This is a genomic window from Microbacterium cremeum (assembly GCF_015277855.1).
Classification (GTDB): domain Bacteria; phylum Actinomycetota; class Actinomycetes; order Actinomycetales; family Microbacteriaceae; genus Microbacterium; species Microbacterium cremeum.
Map to the genome: position 1 here is coordinate 3,018,988 of NZ_CP063812.1, position 13,233 is coordinate 3,032,220.

16 protein-coding genes are annotated in these 13,233 nt (G+C 69.6%); 2 read left to right on the top strand and 14 right to left on the bottom strand.

The window, feature by feature from the left end:
* The first annotated feature begins 8 nt into the window (after positions 1-8).
* Positions 9-2,063, top strand: a complete 2,055-nt coding sequence (locus IM778_RS13645) for an acyltransferase family protein (RefSeq protein ID WP_194409392.1) — start codon at positions 9-11, stop codon at positions 2,061-2,063.
* A 307-nt stretch (positions 2,064-2,370) separates the two neighbouring features.
* On the opposite strand, the gene rplQ is transcribed toward IM778_RS13645, so the two are convergent.
* The 6 genes from rplQ to infA form a co-directional block, all read right to left on the bottom strand.
* Positions 2,371-2,937 carry a 50S ribosomal protein L17 gene (gene rplQ / locus IM778_RS13650; protein WP_194409393.1) on the bottom strand — a complete coding sequence of 189 codons (567 nt, stop codon included), beginning with the start codon at positions 2,935-2,937 and terminating at the stop codon, positions 2,371-2,373.
* Positions 2,938-3,005: 68 nt separating this feature from the next.
* Positions 3,006-3,995, bottom strand: a complete 990-nt coding sequence (locus IM778_RS13655) for a DNA-directed RNA polymerase subunit alpha (protein ID WP_194409394.1) — start codon at positions 3,993-3,995, stop codon at positions 3,006-3,008.
* Between the two features lie 144 nt (positions 3,996-4,139).
* On the bottom strand, positions 4,140-4,538 hold the full coding sequence (rpsK, locus tag IM778_RS13660; RefSeq protein ID WP_056117708.1) for a 30S ribosomal protein S11: 399 nt from the start codon (positions 4,536-4,538) through the stop codon (positions 4,140-4,142).
* A 31-nt stretch (positions 4,539-4,569) separates the two neighbouring features.
* A complete protein-coding gene (gene rpsM, locus IM778_RS13665; protein ID WP_194409395.1) occupies positions 4,570-4,944 on the bottom strand; it encodes a 30S ribosomal protein S13 in 375 nt (124 codons plus the stop codon).
* 280 nt (positions 4,945-5,224) lie between these two features.
* A complete protein-coding gene (gene rpmJ / locus IM778_RS13670) occupies positions 5,225-5,341 on the bottom strand; it encodes a 50S ribosomal protein L36 (protein ID WP_005050492.1) in 117 nt (38 codons plus the stop codon).
* Positions 5,342-5,443: 102 nt separating this feature from the next.
* On the bottom strand, positions 5,444-5,665 hold the full coding sequence (gene infA / locus IM778_RS13675) for a translation initiation factor IF-1 (protein ID WP_005050493.1): 222 nt from the start codon (positions 5,663-5,665) through the stop codon (positions 5,444-5,446).
* A 532-nt stretch (positions 5,666-6,197) separates the two neighbouring features.
* Here infA and IM778_RS13680 point away from each other — a divergent pair.
* Positions 6,198-7,238 carry a hypothetical protein gene (locus tag IM778_RS13680; RefSeq protein WP_194409396.1) on the top strand — a complete coding sequence of 347 codons (1,041 nt, stop codon included), beginning with the start codon at positions 6,198-6,200 and terminating at the stop codon, positions 7,236-7,238.
* A 449-nt stretch (positions 7,239-7,687) separates the two neighbouring features.
* Here IM778_RS13680 and IM778_RS13685 read toward each other — a convergent pair whose 3' ends face one another.
* The 8 genes from IM778_RS13685 to rplR form a co-directional block, all read right to left on the bottom strand.
* On the bottom strand, positions 7,688-8,386 hold the full coding sequence (locus IM778_RS13685; protein WP_194409397.1) for a DsbA family protein: 699 nt from the start codon (positions 8,384-8,386) through the stop codon (positions 7,688-7,690).
* Positions 8,387-8,397: 11 nt separating this feature from the next.
* Positions 8,398-9,255: a type I methionyl aminopeptidase gene (gene map, locus IM778_RS13690; protein ID WP_194411893.1), complete on the bottom strand. Its 858-nt coding sequence runs from the start codon at positions 9,253-9,255 to the stop codon at positions 8,398-8,400.
* A gap of 2 nt (positions 9,256-9,257) precedes the next feature.
* Positions 9,258-9,878, bottom strand: a complete 621-nt coding sequence (locus tag IM778_RS13695) for an adenylate kinase (protein WP_194409398.1) — start codon at positions 9,876-9,878, stop codon at positions 9,258-9,260.
* Positions 9,875-11,200, bottom strand: a complete 1,326-nt coding sequence (secY, locus tag IM778_RS13700) for a preprotein translocase subunit SecY (protein ID WP_194409399.1) — start codon at positions 11,198-11,200, stop codon at positions 9,875-9,877. Before secY ends, IM778_RS13695 begins: the two co-directional genes overlap by 4 nt.
* Before the next feature lie 101 nt (positions 11,201-11,301).
* Positions 11,302-12,006: a 50S ribosomal protein L15 gene (gene rplO / locus IM778_RS13705; RefSeq protein WP_194409400.1), complete on the bottom strand. Its 705-nt coding sequence runs from the start codon at positions 12,004-12,006 to the stop codon at positions 11,302-11,304.
* Positions 12,006-12,191 carry a 50S ribosomal protein L30 gene (gene rpmD / locus IM778_RS13710; protein ID WP_018171461.1) on the bottom strand — a complete coding sequence of 62 codons (186 nt, stop codon included), beginning with the start codon at positions 12,189-12,191 and terminating at the stop codon, positions 12,006-12,008. Before rpmD ends, rplO begins: the two co-directional genes overlap by 1 nt.
* Positions 12,191-12,877 (bottom strand): 30S ribosomal protein S5, encoded by a 687-nt coding sequence (gene rpsE / locus IM778_RS13715; protein ID WP_194409401.1) that lies wholly within the window; start codon positions 12,875-12,877, stop codon positions 12,191-12,193. The genes rpmD and rpsE overlap by 1 nt, the downstream gene beginning before the upstream one ends.
* On the bottom strand, positions 12,874-13,233 hold the full coding sequence (rplR, locus tag IM778_RS13720; protein WP_127818518.1) for a 50S ribosomal protein L18: 360 nt from the start codon (positions 13,231-13,233) through the stop codon (positions 12,874-12,876). The genes rpsE and rplR overlap by 4 nt, the downstream gene beginning before the upstream one ends.

A 13,233-nucleotide genomic window follows, 5' to 3' on the forward strand; every position in this document is an offset into this window, starting at 1 on the left:
GTGAACTCATGACGTCGACTGCGCCCTCGAACCGCCCCGCGGCCCGCCTCCACGGGCTGGACGGCCTGCGCGCGATCGCGGTGGCGCTCGTGGTCGTCTACCACCTGTTCCCTCCGGCGCTGCTGCCCGGCGGATTCATCGGCGTCGACGTCTTCTTCGTCATCAGCGGGTTCCTCATCACGAGCCTCCTGCTGCGCGAGCACGACGACCGGGGCCGGATCCGGCTCGGCCGGTTCTGGATCCGGCGAGCACGCCGGCTCCTGCCCGCCCTCGTCGCGGTCGTGGCGGTGTGCTCGACGCTCGCGTGGCTCGTGGGCGGCGACGTGCTGGTGCGGCTCGGCGCGCAGATCGCCGGCGTCGCGACCTTCAGCTACAACTGGCTGTCGATCGCGGGTGGCGGCGGGTACTTCGCCGCGGCCACGCCGGAGCTGTTCCGCAACTTCTGGTCGCTCGCGGTCGAAGAGCAGTTCTACGTGCTGTGGCCGCTCGTGCTGCCGGTGTTCCTCTTCCTCCCGCGCCGGTGGCTGCGGGTCGCCGCGGCCGCGGTGCTCGCCGCGGTCTCGGCGCTGTGGATGGGCACACTGATCTCGCGCGGCGACGATCTCACGCGCGCCTACTTCGGCACCGACACGCACGCCTTCGGGCTGCTGCTCGGCGTCGCGCTGGCGTTCCTGCTCGCGCCGCTGCTCTCGCGCCCCGCGGCCGCCGACGTGCCGGCGATGGTGCATGTCCCGGGCGGAATAGACCTCGCACCGGGCTGGCACATCGTGCTGCCGCCGTCGGCGCCCCGGCCCGAGGCCACGCGGCCGCGCTGGGTCGACACCCCGATGGCGCGCCACGTGACCGGCGCCGCGGGGGTGCTCGCGGTCGTCTGGATCGTCGCACTCGCCTCGCTCCGGCCCGCCGACGACGTCGCGACGTTCCCCGGTGCCCTGCTCGGGGCGAGCCTGCTCACCGCGGTGGCGATCGTGGCGGGGGTCTGGCCGGGATCATGGTTCGGGCGCGGGATCGACGTCGCGCCGCTGCGCTGGGTGGGCGACCGTTCGTACGCGATCTACCTCTGGCATTGGCCGCTCCTCGTGCTCGCCGTCGCCGCCGCCCAGGGCACCGCGCCGATCGCGGGTGTGCCGGTGTGGATCGGCCTGTGCGTCCTGGCGGCGACGGTCGCGGCATCCGCGTTGTCGTATCGCTTCCTCGAGATGCCGGTGCGCCGTCTCGGCTTCCGCGCCGCGGCCCGCGCCTTCTTCCGGCGGATGAAGGGGAGCCCGCCGGCACGCCTGCGCGCGGTCGGCGCAGCCGTGGCCGGCGTGCTGGTGCTGGCGGGCACCGGCGCGGCCCTCGCCGCCGCCCCCGAGGAGTCCAGCGGAGCCTCGGTCGTCGCCGACGGGCGCGCCGCGCTCGACGAGGCCGAGCGCAGTGCCGGCGCGTCGCCGTCCCCGACGCCCGTGCCGGCCGAGCCGGTTCCCTCTCCGCCTCCGGCGCTGACGACGGATGCCGCGCCTCCCCCGCCGATCCACGTGCCGGGCGACCAGATCACGGCGGTAGGCGACTCGGTCATGCTCGCTTCGGCACCCGGGCTGCTCGAGCGGCTCCCCGGGATCGAGGTCGACGCCGAGGTGTCGCGGTCGATCTGGGCGGGACCCGGCATGCTCGAGTCCCTCGCCCAGGCCGGGCGGCTGCGACCGCATGTCGTCGTCGCCCTCGGCACGAACGGTCCTGTCAACCGCGAGTCGCTCGACCGGATGGCTGCCGTCGTCGGGCCCGACCGCGACCTGGTGCTGGTCAACGCCTACGCGCCGCGCGACTGGATCCCCGGCGTGAACGCCGACCTGCAGGCCTTCGCCGACGCCCATCCGAACGTGGGCGTCGCGGACTGGTCGGGCGCCATCGCCCCGCACGTCGACCTGCTCGCCGGCGACCAGGTGCACCCCGGATCCGCGGGCGGCCGGATCTTCGCCGACACCGTCGCCGCGGCCGTCGACGATCTCGCCGAGGACCGCCGGGACCGCCGGGCCCAGCTCCTCCGCGACATCCACGCCTACTTCCACGTCGACCTCGACTGACCCCCTCCCCCGGACCTGGTCCCGGTCCCCGTGTCTGCCACCACCCCGGTTGCGAAAACACCAGTCGGTCACGGCGACACGCCGATGACGGATGCCTCACCCCGGCGTGTCGCGTGACCGACTGGTGTTTCCGCACGCACACGGGGTACCCGCACGCGCACGGGGTACCCGCACGCACAGGGGGTACCCGAAGCACACGGGGTGCCGCACGCGCACGGGGTACCCGAACGCAGCGAGACCCGCGGCCCCGAAGGGCCGCGGGTCTCGCGGTGCACAGGTGCCGGGTGGTGGGGCCCGGTGGATCCGATTACTCGGGCTTGTCCTCGGCGGGGGCCTCGACGGCCTCCTCGGCGGCAGCCTCAGCGGCGGCGCCCTCCTCCTGCGACTCCGCGCCGGCCTCGGCGGCGGTGTCGTCGGCGGCGGTCTCGTCGGCCGGAGTCTCCTCGGCCTCAACCGGTGCGGCGGGCGCGGCATCCGTCTTGGCGGCAGCCTTCTTGGCCGACGGCTTCTTGTTCACCGGCTCGAGGACGAGCTCGATGACGGCCATCGGGGCGTTGTCGCCCTTGCGGTTGCCGACCTTCGTGATGCGGGTGTAGCCGCCCTCACGGTCGGCGACCAGCGGCGCGATCTCGGTGAAGAGCTCGTGCACGACCGTCTTGTCGCCGATGACCGACAGCACGCGACGGCGCGCGTGCAGGTCGCCGCGCTTGGCGAACGTGATCAGGCGCTCGGCGAGCGGACGCAGGCGCTTGGCCTTAGTCTCGGTCGTCTTGATCGACTTGTGCGTGAACAGCGCGGCGGCGAGGTTGGCAAGCAGCAGGCGCTCGTGGGCGGGGCCGCCTCCGAGGCGGGGACCCTTCGTGGGCTTGGGCATTTCTCAGTTACTCCAGTGGGAAGAAGTCGGTCGGGGGGACGGATGCCGCGGCCGCGGCATCCACCGGCTCAGACGGTTTCGTCGTCGTAGCCGCCGTAGAAGTGCGCGCCGTCGAACCCGGGGACCGAGTCCTTCAGCGACAGGCCGAGCGAGACGAGCTTGTCGCGCACCTCGTCGACCGACTTCTGACCGAAGTTGCGGATGTTCATGAGCTGCGTCTCCGAGAGGGCGACGAGCTCCGACACGGTGTTGATGCCCTCGCGCTTGAGGCAGTTGTACGAGCGGACCGACAGGTCGAGGTCCTCGATGGGCATCGACAGCTCGTTCGAGAGGACGGTCTCGACCGGCGCGGGGCCGATCTCGATGCCCTCGGCCTCGACGTTGAGCTCACGGGCCAGGCCGAACAGCTCGGTCAGCGTGCGACCGGCCGATGCGACGGCGTCGCGGGGGGCGATCGACGACTTGGTCTCGACGTCCAGCACGAGCTTGTCGAAGTCGGTGCGCTCACCCGCACGCGTGGCCTCCACGCGGTACGAGACCTTGAGCACCGGCGAGTAGATCGAGTCGATCGGGATCTGGCCGGCCTCGGCGTACTCGTTGCGGTTCTGCGTCGCCGACACGTAGCCGCGGCCACGCTCGATCGTGAGCTCGAGCTCGAACTTCGCGGTGTCGTTGAGCGTCGCGATGACCAGCTCGGGGTTGTGCACCTCGACACCGGCGGGCGCCGAGATGTCGGCGGCCGTGACCTCGCCCGCGCCGGTCTTGCGCAGGTAGGCGGTGATCGGCTCGTCGCGCTCGCTCGAGACGACGAGCTGCTTGATGTTGAGGATGATCTCGGTGACATCCTCCTTCACACCCGGGATGGTGCTGAACTCGTGGAGGACGCCGTCGATGCGGATCGACGTGACGGCCGCGCCGGGGATCGACGACAGGAGGCTGCGACGCAGCGCGTTGCCGATCGTGTAGCCGAAGCCGGGCTCCAGCGGCTCGATGACGAAACGGCTGCGGAACTCCCCGACCTTCTCCTCGGTCAGAGTGGGACGCTGTGCGATGAGCACTATGTGTTCCTTTCGATCACGTGCCCGCTATATGACACGTGCGGTGAGTGAGGTGTTGAGTTTTACTCGAGGGATGCCTCGGCGGAGGCATCCGGAAACGAACGGTCGCCGGGGCACCGACGAGGGTGCCCCGGCTCCGAGAGATCAGACGCGGCGGCGCTTGGGGGGACGGCAGCCGTTGTGGGCCTGGGGCGTCACGTCCTGGATCGAGCCCACCTCGAGGCCGGCGGCCTGCAGCGAGCGGATCGCGGTCTCGCGGCCCGAGCCCGGGCCCTTGACGAAGACGTCGACCTTCTTGACGCCGTGCTCCTGCGCCTGGCGGGCAGCGGACTCCGCGGCCATGCCGGCGGCGTACGGCGTCGACTTGCGCGAGCCCTTGAAGCCCACGCCACCCGACGACGCCCAGCTGATGACGGCGCCCGACGGGTCGGTGATCGAGACGATCGTGTTGTTGAACGTCGACTTGATGTGGGCCTGGCCCAGCGCGATGTTCTTCTTCTCCTTGCGGCGCGGCTTGCGCGCGGCGGTCTTGGCCTGTGCCATGTGCGTGTTCTCCTAAACCTGGGGCCGCGCCTTAGCGCGCCTTCTTCTTGCCGGCGACGGTGCGCTTCGGGCCCTTGCGGGTACGGGCGTTCGTCTTCGTGCGCTGACCGCGCACCGGAAGGCCGCGGCGGTGACGCAGACCCTCGTAGGAGCCGATCTCGACCTTGCGGCGGATGTCGGCGGCGACCTCGCGGCGCAGATCACCCTCGACCTTGTAGTTGCCTTCGATGTAGTCGCGGAGCGCGATGAGCTGGTCATCGCTGAGGTCCTTGACGCGGACGTTCTCGTCGATCTCCGTCGCCTTGAGGATCTCGTTCGAACGGGTACGGCCAACGCCGTAGATGTAGGTAAGGGCGATCACCACGCGCTTGTCGCGCGGGATGTCTACGCCGGCCAGACGTGCCATGCGGCTCTCCTAGGAGTGAGTGGAGGTGTGGAGCAGCATCGGTGCCCGGGCCTCCGCCCCGAGGTGTCCCCTCCGGAGAGGTTCTGATGCTGCCTGTAGTCAGGTCCGGTCGGTGAGCGGGCGAAGCGAGACGAGACGCGCTTGCCCGGCGGACCGGTATTCAGTTATGAGTTCTTGCGTCGTGAGGTTTCGACCTGCGAGGTTTCGACTCGCTTCGCTCGCTCAACCTTGATTCGGGATCGCATCAATGCTCGCTTCGCTCGCATTGATCCGACCCGAATCAACCCTGGCGCTGCTTGTGGCGCGGGTTCGACTTGCAGATGACCATCACGCGGCCGTGGCGGCGGATGACCTTGCAGTGGTCGCAGATGGGCTTGACGGAGGGGTTGACCTTCATGATGTGTTCCTGTTCGCTGTCTTCGCCGGGCGTGCTTCGGTGGCTGAGCTTGCTTTCGGTCGCTGAGCCTGTCGAAGCGCGGGGCGTTACTTCTCGACCGGACTAGCGGTAGCGGTAGACGATGCGGCCGCGGGTGAGGTCGTAGGGCGAAAGCTCCACGACGACGCGGTCCTCGGGGATGATGCGGATGTAGTTCTGCCGCATCTTGCCCGAGATCGTGGCGAGCACCTTGTGTCCGTTGGTGAGCTCAACGCGGAACATCGCATTGGGCAGTGCCTCGGACACGACGCCCTCGATCTCGATGACACCGTCTTTCTTCGCCATACGCTCGCTTACAGTTGTGCTGACCGGTCGGTCTGCGGTGGATGGGGTTCGGTGCTACGACACGCCAATAAAGGCGCAACGCACCAAAGATCAAGCATACGTGATATCGGATGCCTCGGCAAATGCCCGCCGACACCCCCGCGCTCTCGTCGCGCACCGCGGCTCCCGGCATCCGTCACCCCCGCTCCCTCGCACCCTCGCACCTTCGCACCCTCGCGCCTTCGCACCCTCGCACCTTCGCACCCTCGCGCCTTCGCACCCTCGCGCCCTCGCGCCCTCGCGCCCTCGCCTCGCCTCGCCTCGCCTCGCCTCGCCTCGCCTCGCCTCGCCTCGCCTCGAGGTTGAGAAACCACGCGCAGGTTGAGACTCTCGCTGCAACGCGGTTCCTCAACCTATATGTGGTTTCTCAACCTCAACGTCCGGGCCGGGCGCGGGTCTCGCCGCTCCTCCCCAGGCGCGGCGGCTGCGCGAGGTGTCCACAGATCCGGCGTCGGCCTGCGGCGAGCGGATGCCGACGGCCGAGCATGAGGCGATGCACGCCGCCTCAGCCACCACCCCTGCGGTCACCGCGCCGGCCGCGGTCAAGCCGTCGCCCGTCGAACTGCATGTCGCGCGCGACACCGCCTTCGGCGCGCCGAGCCTCAGGAATCGCCACATGTACGTACGAGTACGCGCGGGCGTGTACGCGCCGCGGGCGGCGTGGGAGGCGCTCGCGCCGTGGGAGAGGTATCTCGCGCGGGTGCACGCGTACGCGCTCGTCGCGCCCGGCGCGATCTTCGCGTACGAGTCGGCGGCGGCGCTGCGCGGACTGCCGATCTTCGGCGAGCCTCGCGACATCCACGTCTTCGCGCCCGGCCGTACGTCGTCGCGTCGCTTCGGCGACGTGTGCGTGCACACCGGCGTCGACGGGCGGGTCGTCGAGCGGCTACAGGGATTCGCCCTCACGTCGGCCGCCGACACCGCGATCGACCTGATGCGCGTGCTGCCGCCTGCGTTCGGGCTGGCCGTGGGAGATGCGGTCATCTCGCCGGCGCAGGGCGGGAGCGTCGCCCGGGAGTCGCTCGTGACGCTCGCGGAATGCCAGGAGCACCGCCGCGGACGCGGGCGCCTCATCCTGCTCCTCCCGATGCTCGACCCGCTCGCCGAGTCCACCGGGGAGTCCGTCAGTCGCGCCGTCATCGTCTGGTCCGGCTTCGAGCCGCCCGAACTGCAGGTCGTCTTCCGCTCGGACGGCTTCAGCGACCGCGTGGACTTCGCCTGGCGCAGCGTGCGCGGAATCGGAGAGTCCGACGGCTACGGGAAGTACCTCGGCGAGACCCCCGGAGAGACGGTGCGCAGCGTCATGGACGAGAAGAAGCGCGAGAACCGACTGCGGCGCGTGTGCCGCGCCTTCGACCGCTGGGACATGAACGAGGCCATGGAGGTCACGCCGCTGGTGCGCCGCCTCGACGCCATGGGCATTCCGCGCGTCGCGCGCCCCCGCCCCGGCCTTCTCGTGATGACGAACCGCCGCTCCTCCCCCGCCTCCGCGCCCGCGCCTGCGCCCGCGGTTGAGAAACCACGCAAAGGTTGAGGCACCCCGCGCCGCGCGGTTCCTCAACCTACGTGTGGTTTCTCAACCTCCATGTGGTTTCTCACCCAACCTGTGGTTTCTCACCACACGTGTGGCTTCTCACCCCACGTGAGGTTTCTGAGGGCCGGTTGAGGTTGAGAAACCATGCATAGGTTGAAACACCCCGCGCCGCGCGGTTCCTCAACCTACGTGTGGTTTCTCAACCTCCGTAGGGTTTCTCAACGCACGACGGCGCCGGGAGGACGACAGCGGCGACAGCGCCGGAGAGCCGATGCGCGACGGCGCCCGAGAGCAAGGGCGACAGCGACAGCAGCGACAGCGACAGCGACAGCAGCGACAGCGACAGCAGCGACAGCGACAGCAGCGACAGCAGCGGCAGCAGCGACAGCGACAGCAGCGACAGCGACAGCGACGGCGACGACGACGACGGCGGATGCCGGGGGCCGCGGCTACTCGAAGAGCGTCGCGAGCTGGCCGGGCTCGGGCAGTTGGCTGTTCGAGATGACCTCGCCGTTGACGGCGACGGTCGGAGTGCCGATACCCTGCGAGCCCGGCTGCACCGGAGTCTCGGCCGTGATCGCGGTGACGTAGCCGGCGTAGGTGCCGTCGTTGACGCACGAGTCGATCCCGGTCACCCCGACTCCCGCGGCGATCTCGAGGATCTCGCTGTTCGTGAGCCCCCGCGTGCGCTCCTGCGGCTGGTCGGCGAACATCGCCTGGAGGAAGGGCAGGGATGCCTCGGCATCCGCCTCCGCCACGCAGTACGCGGCGTTCGCCGCGCGCGTCGAGAACTGCGTGCCCTGCGACTGGCTGTCGAGGATCGAGATGGGGTGGATGCCGAGGGTGATGGTGCCGTCATCCACCATCGACTCGATCTCGGCGCCGTACAACTGCTCGAACTGGTTGCAGATCGGGCACATGAAGTCGATGTACGTGTCGAGGCGGTCCTCGCCGTCGCCGACGAGGATCGCACCCGTCTCGGCGTCGATGTTCGAGGCCGAGGGCGTCACGACGTCGGTCGGGAGCGGCTTGGGAGCGGAGGAGTTGTTGAGCGCGACGACCAGCACCGCGACGAGCACGAGCGCCACCACGACGCCGACCGTCACCCAGATCGCGAACCAGTTGACCTTGCGCGCACCCTGTGCCATCTCGCGCCTCCTCAGGCGATCTCGCGCGGCGTCACCCCGAACGGGGCCAGGCCCGCAGCTCCGCCGTCGGGTGCCGTGAGCACCCAGATTCCGTCTTCGTGCACCGCGACGCTGTGCTCCCAGTGCGACCCTGCGCTGCCGTCGACCGTCGACACGGTCCAGCCGTCGTCCTCGACGAACGTGGCCTGGTCGCCGATGACGACCATCGGCTCGATCGCCAGCACGAGACCCGGGCGCACTTCGGGCCCGGGATCTGCCACGCGGTAGTTGAACACCGACGGCGACTCGTGCATCTTGCGGCCGATGCCGTGGCCGACGTACTCGCGCAGGATGCCGTAGGCACTGCTCGATCCCGTCGAGGGATCCGGCGAGTTCGCCTCGATGTGGTCCTGGATGGCGGCGCCGATCTCGCCGAGGTGCGTCGCGGTCGTGAGCGCGGCGATCCCCGCCCACAGCGATCCCTCGGTCACGTCCGAGAGCCGCCGGCGCTGTGCGACGACGTCGGGGCGGGTCTCGTCGGGCACCACGAATGTGAACGCCGAGTCCCCGTTCCAGCCCTTGTACTCCGCGCCCGCGTCGATCGACACGATGTCACCCGGGGCGAGAGCACGGTCGCCGGGGATGCCGTGCACGACCTGCTCGTTGACCGACGCGCAGATCGTGTGGCGATACCCGCGCACCATCTGGAAGTTCGACTTCGCGCCGCGGCCGGTGATGACGGCGGATGCCGCGGCGTCGAGCTCGGCGGTGGTCGCCCCGGGTGCGATCAGCTCACGGACGGCTTCGAGCGCCGCGGCCGTGATCAGGCCGGGCTCGATCATCGCCCGCAACTGCGCGGGCGACTTGTAGATGGAACGGCGAAGCGCCACGGTCACGCGGCGGCACCGCGGCCGAGACCGCGAGCCTCGAGCGCCGCGACGATGCGACCGGTGATCTCGTCGAGCGATCCCACGCCGTCGATGCGCTCGACGACGCCCCGGGTCCGGTAGACGTCGAGGATCGGGGCCGTCTCGCGTTCGTAGATCGCCAGGCGGTTCGCGATGCCGTCCTCGGTGTCGTCGCTGCGCCCCTGCTCGGCGGCGCGCAGCGAGAGCCGCGCGATGCTCTCGTCGCGCGGGACGTCGAGCTCGATGACCGAGTCGATGGCCTCGCCGCGCCCCTCGAGGAACTCGTCGAGGTGCATCACCTGGGCGACATTGCGCGGATACCCGTCGAGCAGGAAGCCTCCCGCCGCGTCCGGCTGCGACAGTCGCTCACGAACGACAGCGCTCGTCAGCTCGTCCGAGACGAGGTCGCCCGACTCGATGATCGCCTTGACCTGCTCGCCGAGGGGCGTGCCGGCCGCGACGGCGGCGCGGAACACGTCGCCGGTGGAGATGGCGGGGATGCCGAAGGTCTCGGCGATGCGGACGCCCTGGGTGCCCTTGCCCGAGCCCTGGGGACCGACGATGAGGAGGCGCGCCCCGTCGTGCGAGGTCTGTCGAAGCGTCATCGGAGCAGCCCTTCGTAGTGGCGCTGCTGCAGCTGCGCGTCGATCTGCTTGACCGTCTCGAGGCCCACGCCGACGATGATCAGGATCGAGGCGCCGCCGAACGGGAAGTTCTGGTTCGCGCCGACCGTCGCCAGCGCGATGAGCGGCAGCAGTGCGATGAGCCCCAGGTACAGCGAGCCCGGCAGCGTGATGCGCGTGAGCACGTAGTCGAGGTACTCGGCGGTCGGACGACCCGCGCGGATGCCGGGGATGAAGCCGCCGTACTTCTTCATGTTGTCGGCGACCTCGACCGGGTTGAACGTGATCGCGACGTAGAAGTAGGTGAACCCGACGATGAGGAGGAAGTACACCGCCATGTAGATCGGGTGATCGCCGTTCGTGAAGTACGCCTGGATCCACGCGACCCACGCGGGGATCTCGTTGTCGGCGTTCGGCTGCATGTTGAACTGCGCGATGAGCGCCGGGATGTACAGCAGCGACGACGCGAAGATGACGGGCACGACGCCGGCCATGTTGACCTTGATCGGGATGTAGGTGTTCGTCCCGCCGTACGTGCGGCGGCCGACCATGCGCTTGGCGTACTGCACCGGGATGCGCCGCTGCGACTGCTCGACGAAGACGACGAGCGCCACCACGACGACGCCGACGGCCAGCACCAGGAGGAAGACCTCGAAGCCGCGCGCCTGGGCGATCGCCCACAGCGCGGACGGGAACGTCGCCGCGATCGAGGTGAAGATCAGCAGCGACATGCCGTTGCCGATGCCGCGCTCGGTGACCAGCTCGGCGAACCACATGATGAGGCCCGTGCCGGCGGTCATGGTGATGATCATGAGGAGCTGCGCCCACCACACGTCGTTGGTGAGCAGCTGCTCGCACTCGGGGATGCCCGTCGTGCCGAACAGCTGACCGCTGCGCGCGACGGTGACCAGCGTCGTGGACTGGAGGAGCGCCAGCGCGATCGTGAGGTAGCGCGTGTACTGCGTCAGCTTCGCCTGGCCCGACTGACCCTCCTTGTAGAGGGTCTCGAAGTGCGGGATGACCACGCGCAGCAGCTGCACGATGATCGTCGCGGTGATGTAGGGCATGACGCCCAGCGCGAAGATCGACAGCTGCAGCAGCGCACCGCCGGAGAACAGGTTGACCAGCGACAGCAGGCCTTCAGTGCCTGCGGACTCACGCAGACACGACTGCACGTTCGGGAAGTCGACGAACGGCGCCGGAATGTGCGCGCCGAGGCGGTACAGGGCGATGATCGCCAGAGTGAATGCGATCTTCCGCCGAAGGTCGGGTGTGCGGAAGACCCGCGCGATGGCGCTGAACAAGAGGTTTCCTCCAGTGGGGATGCCGGCAGGCACGGCGACATGCCGACGTCCAGGGTAACCCAGTGGGGGCCGGAGCAAGCTCCGACCCCCACTGTGAGTATTTACTTGACGCTGCCGCCCGCGGCGACGATCTTCTGCTCGGCGGATCCCGAGACCTTGTCGACCGACACGTTGAGCTTCACCGAGATGTCGCCGGTGCCGAGCACCTTGACCTTCTCGTTCTTGCGCACCGCGCCCTTGGCGACCAGGTCGCCGACGGTGACATCGCCACCGGCGGGGTACAGCTCCGCGAGCTTGTCCAGGTTCACGACCTGGTACTCGACGCGGAACGGGTTCTTGAAGCCGCGGAGCTTCGGGGTGCGCATGTGCAGCGGCATCTGCCCACCCTCGAAGCCGACCTTGACCTGGTAGCGGGCCTTCGTGCCCTTGGTGCCACGGCCGGCGGTCTTGCCCTTGGAGCCCTCACCGCGACCCACACGGGTCTTGGGGGTGTTCGAGCCCGGGACCGGACGCAGGTGGTGCACCTTGAGCACGCCGGGGCGCGCTGCCGGGGCATCCTTCTTGGCGGGCGCAGCCTTCTTGGCGGGAGCCTTCTTGGCGGGAGCAGCCTTCTCGGACTTCTCCACCTTCTCGGCCTTGTCGGCAGCCGCCTTGGCGGGCGCAGCCTTCTTGGCCGGAGCCTTCTTCTCGGCGGCGGCCTTGGGCGCAGCCGTCTTCACTTCGGCGGGCTCAGTACGTCGCTTGGCGGGGGCCTTCTTGGGGGCCTCAGCCTCGACGGCCTCGTTCTTCTCGGCCTTCTCAGCCATCAGTCGATCTCCTCAACCTTGACGAGGTGCGCGACGGTCCGGACGTAGCCGCGCGTCTGCGCGTCGTCGGGACGGACGACCGAGTCGCCGATCCGCTTCAGACCGAGCGAACGCAGCGTGTCGCGCTGGTTCTGCTTCTCGCTCACCTTGGACTTGACCTGCGTGACCTTCAGACGCGCAGCCATCACACACCTGCCTTCGCAGCGGCCGCGGCCTCAGCCTCGGCACGGACGAGACGAGCGGGGGCGACCTGGTCGAACTCGAGACCACGACGCGCGGCGACCGCACGGGGCTCCTCGAGCTGCTTCAGGGCCTCCACCGTCGCGTGGACGATGTTGATCGTGTTCGACGACCCGAGCGACTTCGACAGCACGTCGTGGATGCCGGCGCACTCGAGCACCGCACGCACCGGGCCACCGGCGATGACACCGGTACCGGCTGCGGCGGGACGAAGCAGCACCACACCGGCGGCCGCCTCACCCTGCACCGGGTGCGGGATCGTCGAGCCGACACGGGGGACGCGGAAGAAGTTGCGCTTGGCCTCCTCGACACCCTTCGAGATCGCCAGCGGCACCTCACGGGCCTTGCCGTAGCCGACGCCGACCACACCGTTGCCGTCGCCGACGACGACGAGCGCGGTGAAGCTGAAGCGGCGACCGCCCTTGACGACCTTCGACACGCGGTTGATGGTGACGACGCGCTCGAGGAACTGGCTCTCGTTGCGGTCGCGACCACCGCGGTCGCGGTTGGGGTTGCGCTCGCGACCGCCGCGGCGCGGCTCGCGCTCGCGCTCGGCGGGCGCCGTAGCGGCCTCGGCCGGAGCCTCGGCAGCTGCCTGCTCGGTCACGATGTTCTCCTTGTTGTCACTCACAGGTTCAGACCTCCCTCGCGCGCGCCATCGGCGATCGCCGCGACACGGCCCGCGTAGCGGTTGCCGCCACGGTCGAACACGACGTCCGAGACGCCGGCAGCCTTGGCGCGCTCCGCGAGGAGCTCGCCGACCTTGCGCGCCTTGGCGGTCTTGTCGGCGTCGGTCGCACGCAGATCGGTCTCGAGCGTCGAGGCCGAGGCCAGCGTGTGGCCCTTGCTGTCGTCGACGAGCTGCACGAACACGTGGCGCGCCGAACGCGTCACGACCAGGCGGGGACGCTCGGTCGTGCCGACGACCTTCTTGCGAAGGCGGGCGTGACGACGCGCGCGCGCGTCGGACTTCGACTTCACAGCCAT

Excerpts from the sequence above, each read along its gene's own strand:
- rplR (WP_127818518.1), bottom strand. The coding sequence starts at position 13,233 with ATGGCTGTGAAGTCGAAGTCCGACGCGCGCGCGCGTCGTCACGCCCGC.
- IM778_RS13645 (WP_194409392.1), top strand. The coding sequence starts at position 9 with ATGACGTCGACTGCGCCCTCGAACCGCCCCGCGGCCCGCCTCCACGGG.
- rplQ (WP_194409393.1), bottom strand. The coding sequence starts at position 2,937 with ATGCCCAAGCCCACGAAGGGTCCCCGCCTCGGAGGCGGCCCCGCCCAC.
- rpsM (WP_194409395.1), bottom strand. The coding sequence starts at position 4,944 with ATGGCACGTCTGGCCGGCGTAGACATCCCGCGCGACAAGCGCGTGGTG.
- rpmD (WP_018171461.1), bottom strand. The coding sequence starts at position 12,191 with ATGGCTGCGCGTCTGAAGGTCACGCAGGTCAAGTCCAAGGTGAGCGAG.
- infA (WP_005050493.1), bottom strand. The coding sequence starts at position 5,665 with ATGGCGAAGAAAGACGGTGTCATCGAGATCGAGGGCGTCGTGTCCGAG.
- rpsK (WP_056117708.1), bottom strand. The coding sequence starts at position 4,538 with ATGGCACAGGCCAAGACCGCCGCGCGCAAGCCGCGCCGCAAGGAGAAG.
- rplO (WP_194409400.1), bottom strand. The coding sequence starts at position 12,006 with ATGGCTGAGAAGGCCGAGAAGAACGAGGCCGTCGAGGCTGAGGCCCCC.
- IM778_RS13685 (WP_194409397.1), bottom strand. The coding sequence starts at position 8,386 with ATGGCACAGGGTGCGCGCAAGGTCAACTGGTTCGCGATCTGGGTGACG.
- IM778_RS13680 (WP_194409396.1), top strand. The coding sequence starts at position 6,198 with ATGCACGCCGCCTCAGCCACCACCCCTGCGGTCACCGCGCCGGCCGCG.
- rpmJ (WP_005050492.1), bottom strand. The coding sequence starts at position 5,341 with ATGAAGGTCAACCCCTCCGTCAAGCCCATCTGCGACCACTGCAAGGTC.
- IM778_RS13695 (WP_194409398.1), bottom strand. The coding sequence starts at position 9,878 with ATGACGCTTCGACAGACCTCGCACGACGGGGCGCGCCTCCTCATCGTC.